General features: G+C 71.0%; 13 protein-coding genes. 2 read left to right on the forward strand and 11 right to left on the reverse strand.

Annotation, left to right across the window (positions count from 1 at the left end; genetic code table 11):
- The first annotated feature begins 79 nt into the window (after positions 1 to 79).
- Positions 80 to 3070, forward strand: coding sequence for a S8 family serine peptidase (locus tag IPJ95_06750; GenBank protein ID MBK7923319.1), 2991 nt, complete (start codon positions 80 to 82; stop codon positions 3068 to 3070).
- A 66-nt stretch (positions 3071 to 3136) separates the two neighbouring features.
- Here the strand turns inward: IPJ95_06750 and IPJ95_06755 are convergent, their stop codons facing one another.
- From IPJ95_06755 to IPJ95_06765, 3 genes are read right to left on the reverse strand one after another with little or no spacing between them, the layout of a single operon-like run.
- Positions 3137 to 3592 carry a DUF4112 domain-containing protein gene (locus tag IPJ95_06755; protein ID MBK7923320.1) on the reverse strand — a complete coding sequence of 152 codons (456 nt, stop codon included), beginning with the start codon at positions 3590 to 3592 and terminating at the stop codon, positions 3137 to 3139.
- 35 nt (positions 3593 to 3627) lie between these two features.
- Complete coding sequence (locus IPJ95_06760; GenBank protein ID MBK7923321.1) at positions 3628 to 4539, reverse strand: serine hydrolase; 912 nt, start codon at positions 4537 to 4539, stop codon at positions 3628 to 3630.
- On the reverse strand, positions 4536 to 4961 hold the full coding sequence (locus IPJ95_06765; protein ID MBK7923322.1) for a HEAT repeat domain-containing protein: 426 nt from the start codon (positions 4959 to 4961) through the stop codon (positions 4536 to 4538). Before IPJ95_06765 ends, IPJ95_06760 begins: the two co-directional genes overlap by 4 nt.
- 315 nt (positions 4962 to 5276) lie before the next feature.
- On the opposite strand from IPJ95_06765, the gene IPJ95_06770 reads away from it, so the two are divergent.
- Positions 5277 to 7508 carry a carbohydrate binding family 9 domain-containing protein gene (locus IPJ95_06770; GenBank protein ID MBK7923323.1) on the forward strand — a complete coding sequence of 744 codons (2232 nt, stop codon included), beginning with the start codon at positions 5277 to 5279 and terminating at the stop codon, positions 7506 to 7508.
- Positions 7509 to 7520: 12 nt separating this feature from the next.
- Here the strand turns inward: IPJ95_06770 and IPJ95_06775 are convergent, their stop codons facing one another.
- From IPJ95_06775 to IPJ95_06810, 8 genes are all read right to left on the reverse strand, one after another.
- Positions 7521 to 8330, reverse strand: a complete 810-nt coding sequence (locus IPJ95_06775; protein MBK7923324.1) for a class I SAM-dependent methyltransferase — start codon at positions 8328 to 8330, stop codon at positions 7521 to 7523.
- Between the two features lie 195 nt (positions 8331 to 8525).
- Positions 8526 to 9167, reverse strand: a complete 642-nt coding sequence (locus tag IPJ95_06780; GenBank protein MBK7923325.1) for a 1-acyl-sn-glycerol-3-phosphate acyltransferase — start codon at positions 9165 to 9167, stop codon at positions 8526 to 8528.
- 75 nt (positions 9168 to 9242) lie between these two features.
- Positions 9243 to 10169 carry a phosphatidate cytidylyltransferase gene (locus tag IPJ95_06785; protein ID MBK7923326.1) on the reverse strand — a complete coding sequence of 309 codons (927 nt, stop codon included), beginning with the start codon at positions 10167 to 10169 and terminating at the stop codon, positions 9243 to 9245.
- Positions 10166 to 10774 (reverse strand): CDP-alcohol phosphatidyltransferase family protein, encoded by a 609-nt coding sequence (locus IPJ95_06790; protein MBK7923327.1) that lies wholly within the window; start codon positions 10772 to 10774, stop codon positions 10166 to 10168. Before IPJ95_06790 ends, IPJ95_06785 begins: the two co-directional genes overlap by 4 nt.
- A 1-nt stretch (position 10775) precedes the next feature.
- The gene (locus tag IPJ95_06795; GenBank protein MBK7923328.1) at positions 10776 to 11564 is read right to left on the reverse strand and encodes a DUF4105 domain-containing protein; all 789 of its coding nucleotides are present in this window, start codon (positions 11562 to 11564) and stop codon (positions 10776 to 10778) included.
- A 164-nt stretch (positions 11565 to 11728) separates the two neighbouring features.
- Positions 11729 to 12163 carry a hypothetical protein gene (locus tag IPJ95_06800; GenBank protein ID MBK7923329.1) on the reverse strand — a complete coding sequence of 145 codons (435 nt, stop codon included), beginning with the start codon at positions 12161 to 12163 and terminating at the stop codon, positions 11729 to 11731.
- Complete coding sequence (locus IPJ95_06805; GenBank protein MBK7923330.1) at positions 12160 to 12513, reverse strand: hypothetical protein; 354 nt, start codon at positions 12511 to 12513, stop codon at positions 12160 to 12162. The genes IPJ95_06800 and IPJ95_06805 overlap by 4 nt, the downstream gene beginning before the upstream one ends.
- Positions 12510 to 13781 (reverse strand): aminotransferase class V-fold PLP-dependent enzyme, encoded by a 1272-nt coding sequence (locus tag IPJ95_06810; protein ID MBK7923331.1) that lies wholly within the window; start codon positions 13779 to 13781, stop codon positions 12510 to 12512. The genes IPJ95_06805 and IPJ95_06810 overlap by 4 nt, the downstream gene beginning before the upstream one ends.
- Positions 13782 to 13938 lie beyond the last annotated feature (157 nt).

The raw sequence follows: 13938 nt of genomic DNA on the forward strand, positions 1-13938 counted from the left end.
GGGGCGTAGGCTCCTGTGGTCCGCCGGCTGGCCGGGGCGTCCACCCAGGGGAACTTCCATGGCAACCGGAGGCGCACGCATGTGGCTCATGCTGGCAGGGCTGGCGGGGGTGTGTGGCGGCGGGTGCCGGGGCGAGGACCTCACCGCGCCGCGGGCGCGGCCGCCGGCGCCCGCACGGGTGCTGGTGGTGGCCGACACCCTCTGCGTGCGGGCGCAGTTCACGCTCACCGGACCCACGTCGGTGACCACCAACTTCCCCACCGCCGCGGAGTGCCCGAGCGGCCTGGTGCTCACCCGGAGCCAGCCGGCCACCTGGGTGCAGACGCCCAACCGGCGGCTGCGGCTGCTGGTGCGGTTGCGGAACCTCACCGGGCAGGCGGTGCAGCTGCCGGTGCGGCTCTACCTGCCGGCGACCGGGACCACGGTGGTGCTGCCGGCGGGGACGCCGCCGAGCAAGGTCGTGGCGTACCAGCCGGACAGCAGCGAGGCGGGCGGGGGGCGGGTGTGGTTCGTCGGGGGGAGCAGCGTACTGGCGGCGGGCGACTCGACCGCGGAGGACACGCTGACCTTCCAGGTGCAGTCGCCGGTGACCAAGGCCCGGTGGCAGTTTCAGGCGACGGCCCAACTCCCTGGCCGCCCAACTATTCCAACGACAATCTGGCCATCGAGTCCCCTGCAGGCTCCCAGTCCGCAGGACACTGCGAATGTCTACTATCGTGATGTCGTCGGCGTCCTGTTTGACGACTCCACGAGCGCGCAAACCGTCTCTGCGGTTCTCGGCAAGTACCACGGAACCGTCATCGGTGGATCTGCGCTGCCGAGTGGAACCGGGGAGTACTATGTCCAGGTCCCTGATCCGGGCCCAGGACTCGTCGCGCTCGATTCCGTGATCGGGTTGCTCAATGCGGAGAATGGGGTGCGTCGCGCGAGTCGGATAGCCATCAGGCTTCGACTGAATGTGCGGGGGCGGTATCCCAATGACGGCACGTTCGCTGCTCGAGCGGATTGGTTCCAGCGGCCGGCGCCGGTAGGCACCGCTTCTCGTCTTAGTATCAGGGCACCGCTCGCTTGGGGTTGTGAGACCGGTACGTACGGAACACAGCGGGTTCGGGTGGGGGTGGTGGACGTTTCGTTTGAGCAAGGACACGGCGACCTTGATACCGCCAACGTGGAGCTCTTCCCCCTGCCGCCTGGTGCAGTATTGTCGCCAGCCCCCATACTCTCAGGTGCTGGAGGAGTGGTCACCCGAGCTCATGGAACCGGGGTAGCCGGTGTGTTGGCGGCAGTCGGGGACAATGGAAGTGGCGTGGCCGGGGTGGTATGGAGCGCAGATCTGAACCTCTACCACTACGGGGTAGATTCGTTCTTGACCAACGCCCCAGACCTGAGGTTCGAGGATGCCCTCAGGGCTGCGGCGTCGGCGGGCACTCGCGTCGTTACAACCTCGGTCGCATTTGGCGATCCGCATGATCTGAACCTGGTGGCCCGCCTCCGGGACGCGCTTGAATTCTTTCTCCAGGACCCCAATGCGGTCTTCGTCATCGCCAACGGAAACGACACCCTGCGCGTCCCCATTGCACAGGTCGCCACGGGCGTGGACCCTCAGGTGACTGCAGTTGATCGGGCGGCGGCAGAGTTGTATGCGACGCGTGGCAGCCAAATCGTTTTTGCCGCCGGTAGCGATGGTGGAACTGCAGTGTGGTACGCCAGCAACGTGTGGATTGGCGCAACCTCCGTGGCCGCTCCCGCTGAGGAGATCCTCTCGCTGGGAAGAACCACAGAGCCACAGCCTGGTTTTCCCGCGGGCACGAGGGCGTATTCCGGGACCTCCTTCTCGGCTCCGTTCATCGCCGGCACTCTCGCTGCGTTATTCGCGATGGATCCGACCCTCACTGGGGCAATGGCGAAGGACTACTTGCTGCGCGGGGCCCAGGATTCGCTGCTCGACAGCCTCACCGGGCAACGGCTGCCGCGTCAACCGCTCCAGGTGGCCGGAGCGCCGGGCACCATCTACCAGCTCGACGCCTACGGCTCGCTATCGCTCCTCTCCAAGGAGCGGATGGGCACCCCGGTCTGCGGCATCCCGGTCTCCGTGACCCAGCAGAACCCCAGCTACATCCGGCTGGAGCGGACGCCGACGGCCATCGAGTCCTTCCCCGTGGCCGCACTGTCTGGCGCCCAGAACCCCTCCGTGGCCCAGGGCGGGCGGGTCATCTCCGTCACCGACGGCGACAAGTACGGCACCACCGGCGTGGATCGGATCACGGCCACGCTGCAGAACGGGGCCTGGGGCGAGCGCGCCCGCACGCCCTGGGACGGGGCAACCTTCGAGCGCTGGTACCTCGAGGAAGACACCGCGCTGGTCCAGCTGGTGCCGGGGCCACCCAATACCTTCTTCACCGACCGGTTCGTCCTCCGGCTCAAGCACCCCGACGGGAGCACCACCGGGCCGATCAACATGTGCGAGGCCGACCCGCCCTCCACCTGGCAGTACCTCGTCGAATGCTCCTGGGCCATCTCCCCCGCGGCCGATTTCTTCGCCACCGCGGTGATGTGGCAGACGTCATTGTCCACCCCGTCGCTCCAGCGCTTCAGCCTGGCGCCGGTGGGGAGTGATGCCCCAACCCGCATGCAGGAGTACCCCTGGGACGGGAACTTCGGGGTGAGCGGCCCGGCGGCCTGGACCCCTGACGGCCGCCGCTTCCTGCAAGTCCTGAGCACCTCGCCGTTCATTCCGGCGGCAGGCACGGTGCTCAACTTCGAATACGGCACCGCCTGGACACCACGCGCTATCGCCGTGCCTCCGGGCGGCGCGACATTCGGCTCTATGACATTCATCGAGGGCGGGGCCGGTGTCCGCAGCACGGAGATCACCGGCGGGAGCTGCGTCACGACGGTGCGTGGCGCGCACGCGCTGGCACTCGGCTCGACTCTCGGCGGGTGTGATACCATCGCGAGGGTCTTCCCCAACTTGGCGGGCCCGCCCGCGGCCCTCGCGGCGCGGGGAGCGCCGGCGGCTTCGACTCGGGTGCGCACCGGGGCGCCCAGCAGGCGGGTCATGGCGAACTGAGGTGCGCGCCCGTCGGGCGCCAGCGTGATCCCCGCGGGGCCGGCTTCGCCGCCGCCCCCGCACATCTCACCCCCCACCCGCCAGCACCCACCCCGCCACGCGCACCACGCCCCACGCCGCCGCGATCGCGAGCAGGAGCAGCAGCAGGCCGAGCCCGGCGAGCAGCAGCGTGCTCCGCCGGTGGGTCTGGTGCGGCGCCGCCTGCCACCGCTCGATCAGGGCCAGGTTGCGCTGGTTGCTCTTCCAGCCCAGGTCGAAGAGGTCGCCGAGCAGGGGGATGGTGCCGATGGCGAGGTCGAGGGCCACGTTGAGGAGGAGCCGGAAGAGGACGCTCACCGGCGCGCCGAGGCGCCACGCGGTGTACACGCCGAACCCGCCCATGAGGCCGCCGGCGGCGTCGCCCAGGCCGGGGACGAGGCCGAGGAGGGCGTCCCACCCGAAGCGGATGGAGGTGCCGGGGATGCGGAAGCGGCTGTCGAGCTGCCCGGCCAGCCGGCGATACCGTTCGAGCCCGTGGCTCATCTTCCCTCTTCCCTCTTCCCTTTTCCCCGCCGTTCCTACGGCTTGAACCGCCCCGCCTCCTCCGCCGGCCGCCACGGATGCCGCGGCTCGAAGTACCGCCACAGGAGCGCGCTCACCTTCCGGATGAGCACCCAGCCCTCGTTGGGCGGGTCCCAGGAGGTGTCCTCCTGGTTCTTCGTGATGACGCAGAAGACGTAGTCCCCCGAGGGGGCGTTGACCAGCACCACCTCGGAGCGGGAGCGGTCCACCGCCCCCACCTTGCTCGCCGCCTGCACCCACGGTGGCAGCGCGGAGAGCGCCTCGCCGGTGTAGTAGCTGCGGGTGAGGTGGCGGTACATCTCCTGGCTCGCCGCGGGGCTCACCGCCTGGCCCTGGCGGATCATCACCAGCAGCCGCGCCATCTCGCGCGGGGTAGTCTGGCCCCAGCCGTAGGCGGTGCGGTGCTCCTCCCGCCCCGGGGTGCGGCTGTTCACCCGGGTGGCCTCGAAGCCGTGGTCGTACAGCCACCCGTTGATGGTGCTGCCGGTGCCGGCCAGCCACTGCAGCCACAGCGACGCGGTGTTGTCGCTGGTGGTGATCATCATCAGGGTGAGCTTGGAGAGGGGAACGACGGTCGAGTCCTTGAGCCCGCCGATCAGGTCCTCGCCAGGGTAGCGCAGGGAGTCGGTGTAGACCAGCGGCTGGTGGACGTCGAGGTAGCCCTTCTGGATGGCGTCGAAGGTGGCGACGAGGATCGGCACCTTGATCATGCTGGCGGTGGGAAAGACGCTGTCGGCGTGGATCGCCGCGCTGCGGCCGGTGGGGAGGTGCCGCACGTAGATCCCCACCTGGCCGCGGAAGCCCTGCACCAGCGAGTCGAGCCGGCGCTCAAGCCGCGGGTCGGGCCGCTCCCGGCCCTGCCCCGCGAGCGGCGCGGCGAGCAGGGCCAGGACGAGCAGGAGCCTCAATCGTTCTCCCCGAACGGCCGCGGATCCTCCCCGGTGATCGTGATGAGCGCCTTCCGCGCCATCGCGGCCACGTCGTCGTTGCGGTCGTCGAGCGCCTCACGCAGCGCCGGCACCGCCGCGATGGCGTCGGGCCCGATCTCCCGGAGCGCGATGCACACCGGGAAGCGCACCGTGGCCTCGGGGTCCTTGAGCGCCTCGATCAGCGCCGGTACCGCCGACCTGGCCGCGGGGCCCATGCCCCCGATGGCGTACGCCGCCTGGTTGCGGGTGTAGGGCGCCATGCCCTTGAGGTCGTCCACCCAGGCGCTGAGCGGGCGGTCCTGGAAGGTGGGCTCCTTGGGCGCGCGGCCGGCCTGGGCCGAGAGTCCGGTGGCGCCGAGCGCCAGCGCGAGGAGGGTGACGCGGAGCGTACGAGTCGTCATGTTTCGTCCTGCGACGGAGGGTGGAGGTTCCCGGTGAAGCTACACGCGCGCGCGGCGGCCCGACAGCGGGCGCCGGGGGCGCGGCGGAAACCTTGAACCCCGCGCCGCCGTACCGCTGCCGTTCCCTCACGCCAAGGTCCCGCTGATGCTGCTCGTCCTCCTCGCCGCCCTGCAGGGGCCGGTGGCCCCGCCCGCGCCCGCGCCCGCCCAGGCCACCGTGCCGGTGGCGGCCACCGACCCGCTGGTCTACGACGGCCGCGCCCGGCAGCTGCGCATCGAGCCCCCAAGCGGGACACCACCATCACGGTGGATGGCGTGCTCGACGAGCCGGCCTGGGAGGGCGCCGCGCGGCTCACCGGCTTCTCGCGCTTCCAGCCGGTCGACGGCATCCCGGCGGAGGACAGCACCGAGGTGCGGGTCTGGTACTCCTCCACCGCCATCCACTTCGGCATCCGGGCCCGCGAGCCGCACGGCGAGGTGCACGCCACCCTCGCCGACCGCGACCGCATCTTCAGCGACGACCACATCCTGCTCTTCCTCGGCACCTACAACGACAGCCGCCAGGCCTTCGTCTTCGCGGTGAACCCGCTGGGCGTCCAAGGCGACGGCGTCCTGGTGGAGCGGGGCAACCTGGTGGGCGGCGGGTTCAACGGCGGCAGCGCCCAGGCGCGCGAGTCGACCGACCTCTCGCCGGACTACGTGTTCCAGTCCAAGGGGCGGCTGGTCGAGGGGGGCTACGAGATCGAGGTGCGGATCCCCTTCAAGAGCCTGCGCTACCAGGCCCGGGCCGAGCAGGACTGGCAGGTGCACGTGCTGCGGCAGATCCAGCACTCGGGCTTCGAGGATTCGTGGGTGCCGGCGGCGCGGGCCAGCGCCAGCTTCCTGGGGCAGTCGGGCTCGCTGGCGGGGCTGCGCGGGCTCTCCCGCGGCCTCACCCTCGACTTCACCCCCGAGATCACCGGCCGGCTGGACGGCGCCCGGCAGGGCGGCGGCTGGGACTACGACCGCCAGGGCCCCGAGGTCGGCGGCACGGTGCGCTGGGGGATCAGCAACAACCTGGTGCTCAACGGCACCGCCAACCCCGACTTCTCGCAGGTCGAGTCCGACGTGTCGCAGATCCAGTTCGACCCGCGCGACGCCCTGTTCTTCCCCGAGAAGCGGCCCTTCTTCCTGGACGGCCTGGAGCTGTTCGCCACCCCGTTCAACCTGGTCTACACCCGGCGGGTGGTGCAGCCGGTGGGCGCCGTGAAGCTGGCGGGCAAGGCCCTCGGCACCGACGTCGGGTTGATCTCCGCCGTCGACGACCAGGTGGCCTCCCGCACCGGCGACGACCACCCGGTCAACAACGTGCTCCGGCTGCAGAAGGACGTCGGGTCACGCTCCCGCATCGGCGTCACCTACACCGACCGGCGCGACGGCGACGAGTGGAACCGGGTGGCGGCGCTCGACGGCCGCCTCGGGTTCGGCAAGACCAACTTCACCTTCCAGGGCGGGGCCTCCCGCAGCCGGGAATCCGGCCGCACCACCGGGGGCCCGATCTGGTTCGCGCGGATGACCCACAGCGGCCAGCGGGTGGCGCTCCGCTACTCCTTCTCGGGGATCGACCCGGCCTTCCGCACCCGCAGCGGCTTCGTCAACCGCACCGGCGACGTGAACCTCTCGCTCACCAACATCCTCATCGTGCAGGGGAAGCCGGGCGGGTTCGTCGAGAGCTTCACCCCCGACATCACGCTCAACGGCGTGTGGACCTACGACCGCTTCAAGGATGGCCGCGGCGTCCGCGACCCCAAGGCCCACTTCAACCTCAACGCCACGCTCCGGGGCGGCTGGCAGGTGGGGGCCTCCCTCCTGCTCGAGTACTTCAGCTACGACCCGCGGATCTACCGCAACTACGCGCTCGAGGCGCCCGGCCCGGGCGGCGTGGGGCTCGACACCATTCCGTTCACCGGCGGCAACGACAGGATCCCCAACCGCGACTACGCGGTGTCGTTCAGCACCCCGTCGTGGAGCGGCTTCTCCGCCAACGCTTTCTTCCTGATGGGGCTGGACGAGAACTTCTTCGAGTGGGCCTCGTCCGAGATCCTGTTCTCCGACTTCGGCCTGCAGTGGCGGCCCACCGACAAGCTCCGGGTGGAGGGGCGTTACCGCTGGAACCAGTACCGCCGGCGCAGCGACCGCACCCTGGCGGGCCGGCAGCGCATCCCGCGGATCAAGGTGGAGTACCAGCTGGCCCGGCCGCTGTTCATCCGGCTGGTGGGGGAGTACAACTCGGAGGAAGTCGACGCGCTGCGTGACAACCAGCGCACCGAATACCCGATCCTGATCTTCGATCCGGGGGTGGGCGACTACGTCCGCACCACGCCGCGCAGCGACAACGCCTTCCGGGGGGACGTGCTGGTGTCGTTCACGCCGACGCCCGGCACGGTGTTCTTCGCCGGCTACGGCAGCACGCTCACCGAGCAGGAGTCGTTCAAGTTCGACCACTTCCGGCGCCGGAGCGACGGCTTCTTCCTCAAGGGGAGCTACCTCATCCGGGTCGGGGGCTGAGCCCGGCGCCGCTCAGCCGCCCCGCGCGAACTCGTGGATGGCGTAGCCGTCGCGCAGCGAGGGCACCAGCCACCGGATCATGAAGGGGCTCACCTCCACCGCGCCGAGCTCCGCGGCGCGCAGCGCGATCGAGGTCTTGCCGCGGAGCGTGTACCCCGCCTCGAGGAACCGCGCCGCCGGGTCGGGCTCCACGCCCTCGAAGCGCGCCCCCAGCTCCTCCAGCACCCGGTGGATCTCCGCGCTGTACTTCCGCAGGAACCGCTCCTGCATGAGGTCGCAGAGCACCTCGTGCCGCGGCAGCGCCTTGCGCAGCACCTCGAGCAGCTGGTCCTTCTGCGCCGCGGTGAGGTACATCAGCACCCCCTCGATCACCACCGTCACCTGGGCCGCGCCGCGGAAGCGCGCCAGCGCCTCGCGCAGCGAGGCGGGGCTGAAGTCCACCGCCACCCGCTCCAGCGGGTTGGGGCAGCGGGTCACCGGAAGCGTGGCGTCCTTGCGGGCGATGAGCGGCGCCGCGTCGAGCTCCAGCCAGTGCCCCCCCGTGAGCCGGAAGGCGCGGCTGTCGAACCCCGCCCCCAGCAGCACGATCGGCCGCGCCGCGTCCTCCAGCAGCCGCCGGCGCAGCAGGTCGTCGACGATCCGCGCCCGCGCGATGTTGCTGCCGTTGGGCCGGGTGAGGTGCCGGAACCGCTCGAACACCAACTTCCCGTCCTCGCCCAGGAACAGGTGCGCGTACCGGTCGCCCACGATCGGATGCGACCGCTCGGCGTCGAGCGCGCGCACCCCGGCGCAGTAGAAGGCGGTCTGGTTGACGGGTTCCATGGGGAGAGCTTACTGCGCGGGGCGGTAGGGCGGTAGGGCGGTAGGGCGGTAGGGCGGTAGGGCGGTAGGGCGGTAGGGCGGTAGGGCGGTAGGGCGGTAAGGCGGTAAGGCGGTAGCGAGAGGCGAGCCTCGATGTGGCCCCGACTGTCCGCCTCACGTTGAGTTTACCGCCCTACCGCCCTACCGCCCTCCCGTTCACCGCCACTCCGGAAACTCTCCCTCCTCCGCCAGCGTCTCGATCGAGTGCCGGTACTGGCCGAGGTAGCTGTCGCGGTCGCCGGTCCAGGTGACCGGCGCGCCCACGAAGACGTCCACGAAGAACGGCACCAGGATCGCCTCGCCCTTGGGGAGCGCCTTGCCGAGGCCGTGCAGGAAGATCGGCACCACCGGCACGTCGGGCCGCCGCTCCTGCAGCCGCGCGATGCCGCTCTTGAGCTCCTTGAGCTGCTCCGGCTCGCCGCGGGTGCCCTCGGGGAAGAAGATGAGGATGTCGCCCCGGTCGAGGGCGTCCACCAGCGGGGCCAGCAGGTCCTCGTCGGGCCGGGTGCGCGCCCGCGCGATGGGCAGGATGCCGATGATCCCGGTGGCGAACCAGGCCAGGAACCGGTTGCGCAGGAAGTAGTCCGCCGCCGCCACCGGCCGCACCCGGTCGAGCAGCGCCAGCGGCATCAGCGTCATCAGCACCATCGTGTCGAGGTGGCTGTTGTGGTTGGCGGCGAGGATCGCCGGCCCCTTCCGCGGCAGCCGCTCCCGGTGCCGCACGTTGAGCCCGAGCACCAGCAGCGTCACCACGCGGACGATGACGCCGAAGAAGAGGAGGCGGAGGAGGCGGGTCATGGGCGGTAGGGGCGGGAAGGCGGTACGGCGGTAGGGCGGTACGTTTACCGCCCTACCGCCGTACCGCCGTACCGCTTAGAAGTAGTAGAACCTGAGGAAATGAAAGAACAACGGCGCCGTGTAGGTGAGGCTGTTGATCCGGTCGAGCACGCCGCCGTGGCCGGCGATCATGGTGCCGGCGTCCTTGACGCCCAGGTCGCGCTTGAGGGCGCCGATGGTGGTGTCGCCGAGGAAGCCGCCGGCGCCGATCAGGAGGCCGGCGGCGATGCTGTCGAAGCGGTCGAGCGGGGTGAGCAGCGGCGCCAGCAGCACCGCGAGCACGGTGGTGGTGCAGATGCCGCCGACCAGCCCCGCCACGGTCTTGTTGGGGCTCACGGTGGGCACCACCTTCCGCCGGCCGAAGCTCTTGCCCCAGATGTACTGCGCCACGTCGTTGAGCTGGGTGAGCATCACCAGGTAGAGCACCAGCGCGGCGCCCCCCGCCGGCCACAGCATCAGCAAGTAGGGGACGTGGCTGATGGCGAACACCATCAGCATCAGCCCCCACTGGATGGTTCCCACCGCGCGCAGGAAGTCCTTCGTCTCCCCAATCAGCACCATGCGGGCGCTCACCAGCAGCATCACCCACACCGGGATGAACACGATGAACATCCCGTACCAGCCGCGCGCCACCCAGTAGTACTGCAGCGGGATGCTCAGGTAGGCCCAGAACAGCACCCGCCGGTCGGCCCGGCGGGTGGGGATGAGGCTCAGGTACTCCTTGAGCGCCAGGAACGAGACCAGCCCGAAGAACGCCACCGACAGGGTGCGGTCGATCATGATGGCGATGGCGAACACCGCCACCATCACCCACCAGGAGTTCACCCGCTGCCGCAGCTCGGTGTACTTCTCCGCCGGTCCCCGCCGCTGCAGCCAGGCGGTCACCGCGGTGGCCACCACCAGCAGCGCGAGGATGCCGCCCATCACCGCGCGGACCTGGGGGGTGAGCTGGGGGAAGTTCATGCCGTGCCCTCCGCCAGCGCGCGCCGGCAGCGATTGACGATGGTGACGGCGGCGAGCAGCGCCACCACGGCGAGGCCCACGTTGATCCACCGCCCCGCCGGCACCCCCAGGCCGAGCAGCAGCGCCAGCAGCCCGAAGGCGAAGGCGCGGTCCGACTTGCCCATGGGGCCGTCGTAGCGGCGGCTGGCCCCGATCTGCACCCCCACCACCCCCGCCATCTCGCTCACGATGGCCAGCACCACGATCCCCACCACCAGCCGGGGCGAGACCCACGGCACCGCGCCGAAGGGCAGGTACAGCGCGGCGTCGGCCAGCACGTCGGAGAGCTCGTTGAGCACCGCGCCGAGCCGCGACTTCTGGCCGTGCTCGCGGGCCAGCATGCCGTCGATGGCGTTGAGCGCCATCCGCGCGAACAGCACCGCCGGCACCAGCAGCAGCGGCCACCGCGCCGCCGGATGCAGCAGCAGGGCGAGCCCGGTGAGCGCCGAGAGCAGCGCGGCGAACACCGTCACCTGGTTGGCGGTGACGCCCATCCCGAACAGCGCCCGGGTGAGGGGCCGCAGCAGCGCCTGGAACTTCGGCTTGAGGTCGTAGATCGAGGCCATGTTACTCGCGGATCCGGCGGGAGAAGTCGGGGGCGTCGAGCGCGGCCCGGGCCCGGGCGTTGATGCGGAAGCGCTCGCGCGCGGCGGCCACGGGGCCGGTGGAATCGATCAGCCCGAGGCCCAGCGCCACCTCGTCGCTGTAGCCCGGCAGCACGATGCGCCAGCTCCCCGGGATCCGCCCCGGCGAGAGGGCATTGACGTGACGCACCAGGTTGAGGGTGCAGTTGTTGGTGAAGGTGTTGTAGAACTCCGGCCGCTGCCGCAGCGCGTTGGCCCGCTCGAGCATGGCCACCAGCACCGCGCGCACCACCGCGCGGTCGGCCCGCACCGGGTAGAGGAAGACGTCGTTGCCGTCGTACACCGCGCGGCGGCCGATCAGGTCCCGCTCGTCGCCCACCACGTACAGCAGCTCGAACCGCCGCAGCATCCCGGCGAGCACGCCGTACGACTCCCCCGCCTCCCGCCGCGCCTCCACGGAAATGGCCAGGTACCGCCCGTCGTCGAACCCGAACGACACGAAGGCGTGCGCCGGCCCGCGCCACTTCTCCGAGAACGGCACCAGCACGTACCAGGCGGTGGCCACCTGGTCCAGGTCGTAACTCCGGTCCTCCCACGCCGCGGTGTACGCCGTGGCGCTGGTCCAGCGGAAGTCGCGCACCCCGCGGATGGTCACCCGGCTCCCCTCGAACACCGCCTCCGGGAGCACCGACTGGTCCTCCGCCCAGCGCCGCTCCGCGGAGGGCCGCCGGAAGGCGAGCACCACGCCGGCCGCCACCACCAGCAGCGCCACCAGCGCGGCCCCCGCGGAGCCAGGTCATGCGGGGCACGGGGACGGGGGGACGGACACGGGCGCTCCTCGGCGAGGGAAACGGGGAACGGTGGCGCAGGGAATGGGGAGAAGTTTGGCGAGACCGGGAACGGACTCCAAGCCCCCGCGCCCCCGCCGGGCGGCCCTCACGGCGCGGGGTCGATCCCCACCAGCCGGAACGCCGGGTCGAACACCGCCACCTCCCACCGGTCCACCTCGGCGCCGGCCAGCCCGCCCAGCTGCACCAGGTACTGCTCGCCGGCCTGCACCACCGCCATCGGCACCGGGGGGGTGAGGCCGGTGCCACCGTGGGCCACCCGCGCGTAGGCGTACGAGGCCGCGAGGCAGACCGGCTCGAGCAGCACCAGCCGCGCCGCCTCCGGCGCCGCCGCGCGGAGGCCCAGGGTGGCGCGGCGCGCGGCGTCATTGCTGGCGAGCAGGAAGCGCATCCGCTCCAGGAAGGCGCCGGCCAGCGAGTCGCTGCTGCAGGTGGGGAAGTGGGAGGGGGGCTCCTGCGCGCGGAGCGGGGCGGCCGCGAGCAGCAGGAGCAGCACGGGGGCGGCGGCGCGGCCGCCGGTCACGTCCGGACCAGCCCCGCGAGCGGATGGTGGGCGCCGGTGGCGGGGAGCGGTTCTTCCGGCGCGCCCGGCCGCACAAAGCGCAGCAGCAGCGCCCGGAGCGCCACCTCGTGGGTGGGGAGGTGCTCGGTGGCCTCGAGCTCGATCCGCTCCCGCACCCGGCGCACCAGGCCGAACAGCTTGTACTCCTCGACCTTCACCACCAGCCGGAGCAGCCGGCCATCGGCGTCGTACAGCACCGGGTAGGCGCCGGCGCGGATGGCCTCGGCGGTGGCGTGGCGCAGCAGTTCGGCGGGGCTCGAGAAGGCCAGCAGGCTGCCCCGCGCGTCCACGAAGATCGGCGGACGGATCAACTGATCCCCTCGCGCACCGCCGCCAGCAGCTTCTCGGCGAAGAGGTCCACCTCGCGGGTGGTGGTGTACACGTTGGGCGTCACCCGGAGCCCGTTGAACTCGGCGTGCACGATCGGCGTCACCACGATCTTGTGCTTCTCCATCATCCACCCCACCAGCCGGTTGGGGTCGAGCCCCTCCACGTGCACCAGGCCGATGCCGGCGCCGAGCGGGCTGTCGAGCGGGGTGAGCACGCGGCAGCGGTCGCTCTCCCGGGTCACTCGCTTGGCCCACCGGTCGCGGAGGTAGCGGAGCCGCGCCACCTTGCGCTCCCCGCCGATGGCCTGGTGGAAGGCGAGCGCCACGCTGATGGCGTTGTGGTTGGCGGCGGGGTGGGTCCCGATCTCCTCGTACTTCCGGATGTTCTCGTCCATGCTCTCGGGCGCGGCCATGAGCGGCCAGAGCTGCTTCTGCCGCGCCTTGCGCACGTAGAGGAAGCCGGTGCCGATCGGGGCCAGCAGCCACTTGTGCAGGCTGGTGCCGTAGTAGTCGCAGCCCAGCTCGTCGCGGGTGAAGGGGAAGTGGGCAAAGGCGTGGGCCCCGTCCACGAACACCTCGATGCCGCGGGGGCGGCACCACTCCACCAGGGCGCGGACCGGCATGATCTGGCCGGAGAGGTTGGTGATGTGGGTGACCTCGATGACCCGGGTGCGGGGGGTGACCGCCGCCTTGAACTGCTCGACGATGTACTCGGCCGAGGGGGGCGGCAGCTTGACCGACACCTGCTTGAGCACGATGCCGTCGCGCCGCACCCGCTGCTCCCAGGCGGTGATCATCCGGCCGTAGTTCTGGTTGGTGACGATCACCTCGTCGCCGGCCTTGAGGTCGAGGCCGAGGATCATGGTCTCGTTGGCCTCGGAGGCGTTGCGGGTGATGGCCATCTCCTCGGGGTCGCAGCCGAACTCCCGGGCCAGCTCGCGGCGCACGCTCTCGATCCGGGGCTCCAGGGTCTGCCACATGTGGATCACGGGCAGTTCGTTGGAGAACCGGAGGTCCCGGATCATCTGGTCCAGGACGTGGGTGGGGGAGGGGCTCACCCCGCCGTTGTTGAGGTTGACGATCGACCGGTCGCAGTCGAAGGCCCGCTGGATCTCGCCCCAGAAGTCCTCGTCATCGGGGCGCCCGGCGGTGGGGCCGACGTCGAGCACCCGGCGCAGGGCGTCGGGGCGGAAGGCGGGGACGGCGGCGGCGCTCAGGGCGCCGGCGAGGAAACTGCGGCGACTGGCCATGTAAGCCTCGGTGGGAGAAGCAGTTCCAATCTACTGGCTGGGCCCCCTACCGCCAGACCGGGCCTTCCTCTATCCTTGTGCCCGGCTTCAGGGCGGCAGGAGGGGGCCAAGGCATGCCTTGGCCCCCCTCCCGTCTCCCCCCATCTCCCGTACATCA

The sequence above is a fragment of the Gemmatimonadota bacterium genome (assembly GCA_016713785.1).
Taxonomy (GTDB): domain Bacteria; phylum Gemmatimonadota; class Gemmatimonadetes; order Gemmatimonadales; family GWC2-71-9; genus JADJOM01.

What these genes read in the sequence shown, in the direction of transcription:
- IPJ95_06750 (MBK7923319.1), top strand. Translation starts at nt 80, where the DNA reads ATGTGGCTCATGCTGGCAGGGCTGGCGGGGGTGTGTGGCGGCGGGTGC.
- IPJ95_06755 (MBK7923320.1), bottom strand. Translation starts at nt 3,592, where the DNA reads ATGAGCCACGGGCTCGAACGGTATCGCCGGCTGGCCGGGCAGCTCGAC.
- IPJ95_06765 (MBK7923322.1), bottom strand. Translation starts at nt 4,961, where the DNA reads ATGACGACTCGTACGCTCCGCGTCACCCTCCTCGCGCTGGCGCTCGGC.
- IPJ95_06775 (MBK7923324.1), bottom strand. Translation starts at nt 8,330, where the DNA reads ATGGAACCCGTCAACCAGACCGCCTTCTACTGCGCCGGGGTGCGCGCG.
- IPJ95_06780 (MBK7923325.1), bottom strand. Translation starts at nt 9,167, where the DNA reads ATGACCCGCCTCCTCCGCCTCCTCTTCTTCGGCGTCATCGTCCGCGTG.
- IPJ95_06785 (MBK7923326.1), bottom strand. Translation starts at nt 10,169, where the DNA reads ATGAACTTCCCCCAGCTCACCCCCCAGGTCCGCGCGGTGATGGGCGGC.
- IPJ95_06790 (MBK7923327.1), bottom strand. Translation starts at nt 10,774, where the DNA reads ATGGCCTCGATCTACGACCTCAAGCCGAAGTTCCAGGCGCTGCTGCGG.
- IPJ95_06810 (MBK7923331.1), bottom strand. Translation starts at nt 13,781, where the DNA reads ATGGCCAGTCGCCGCAGTTTCCTCGCCGGCGCCCTGAGCGCCGCCGCC.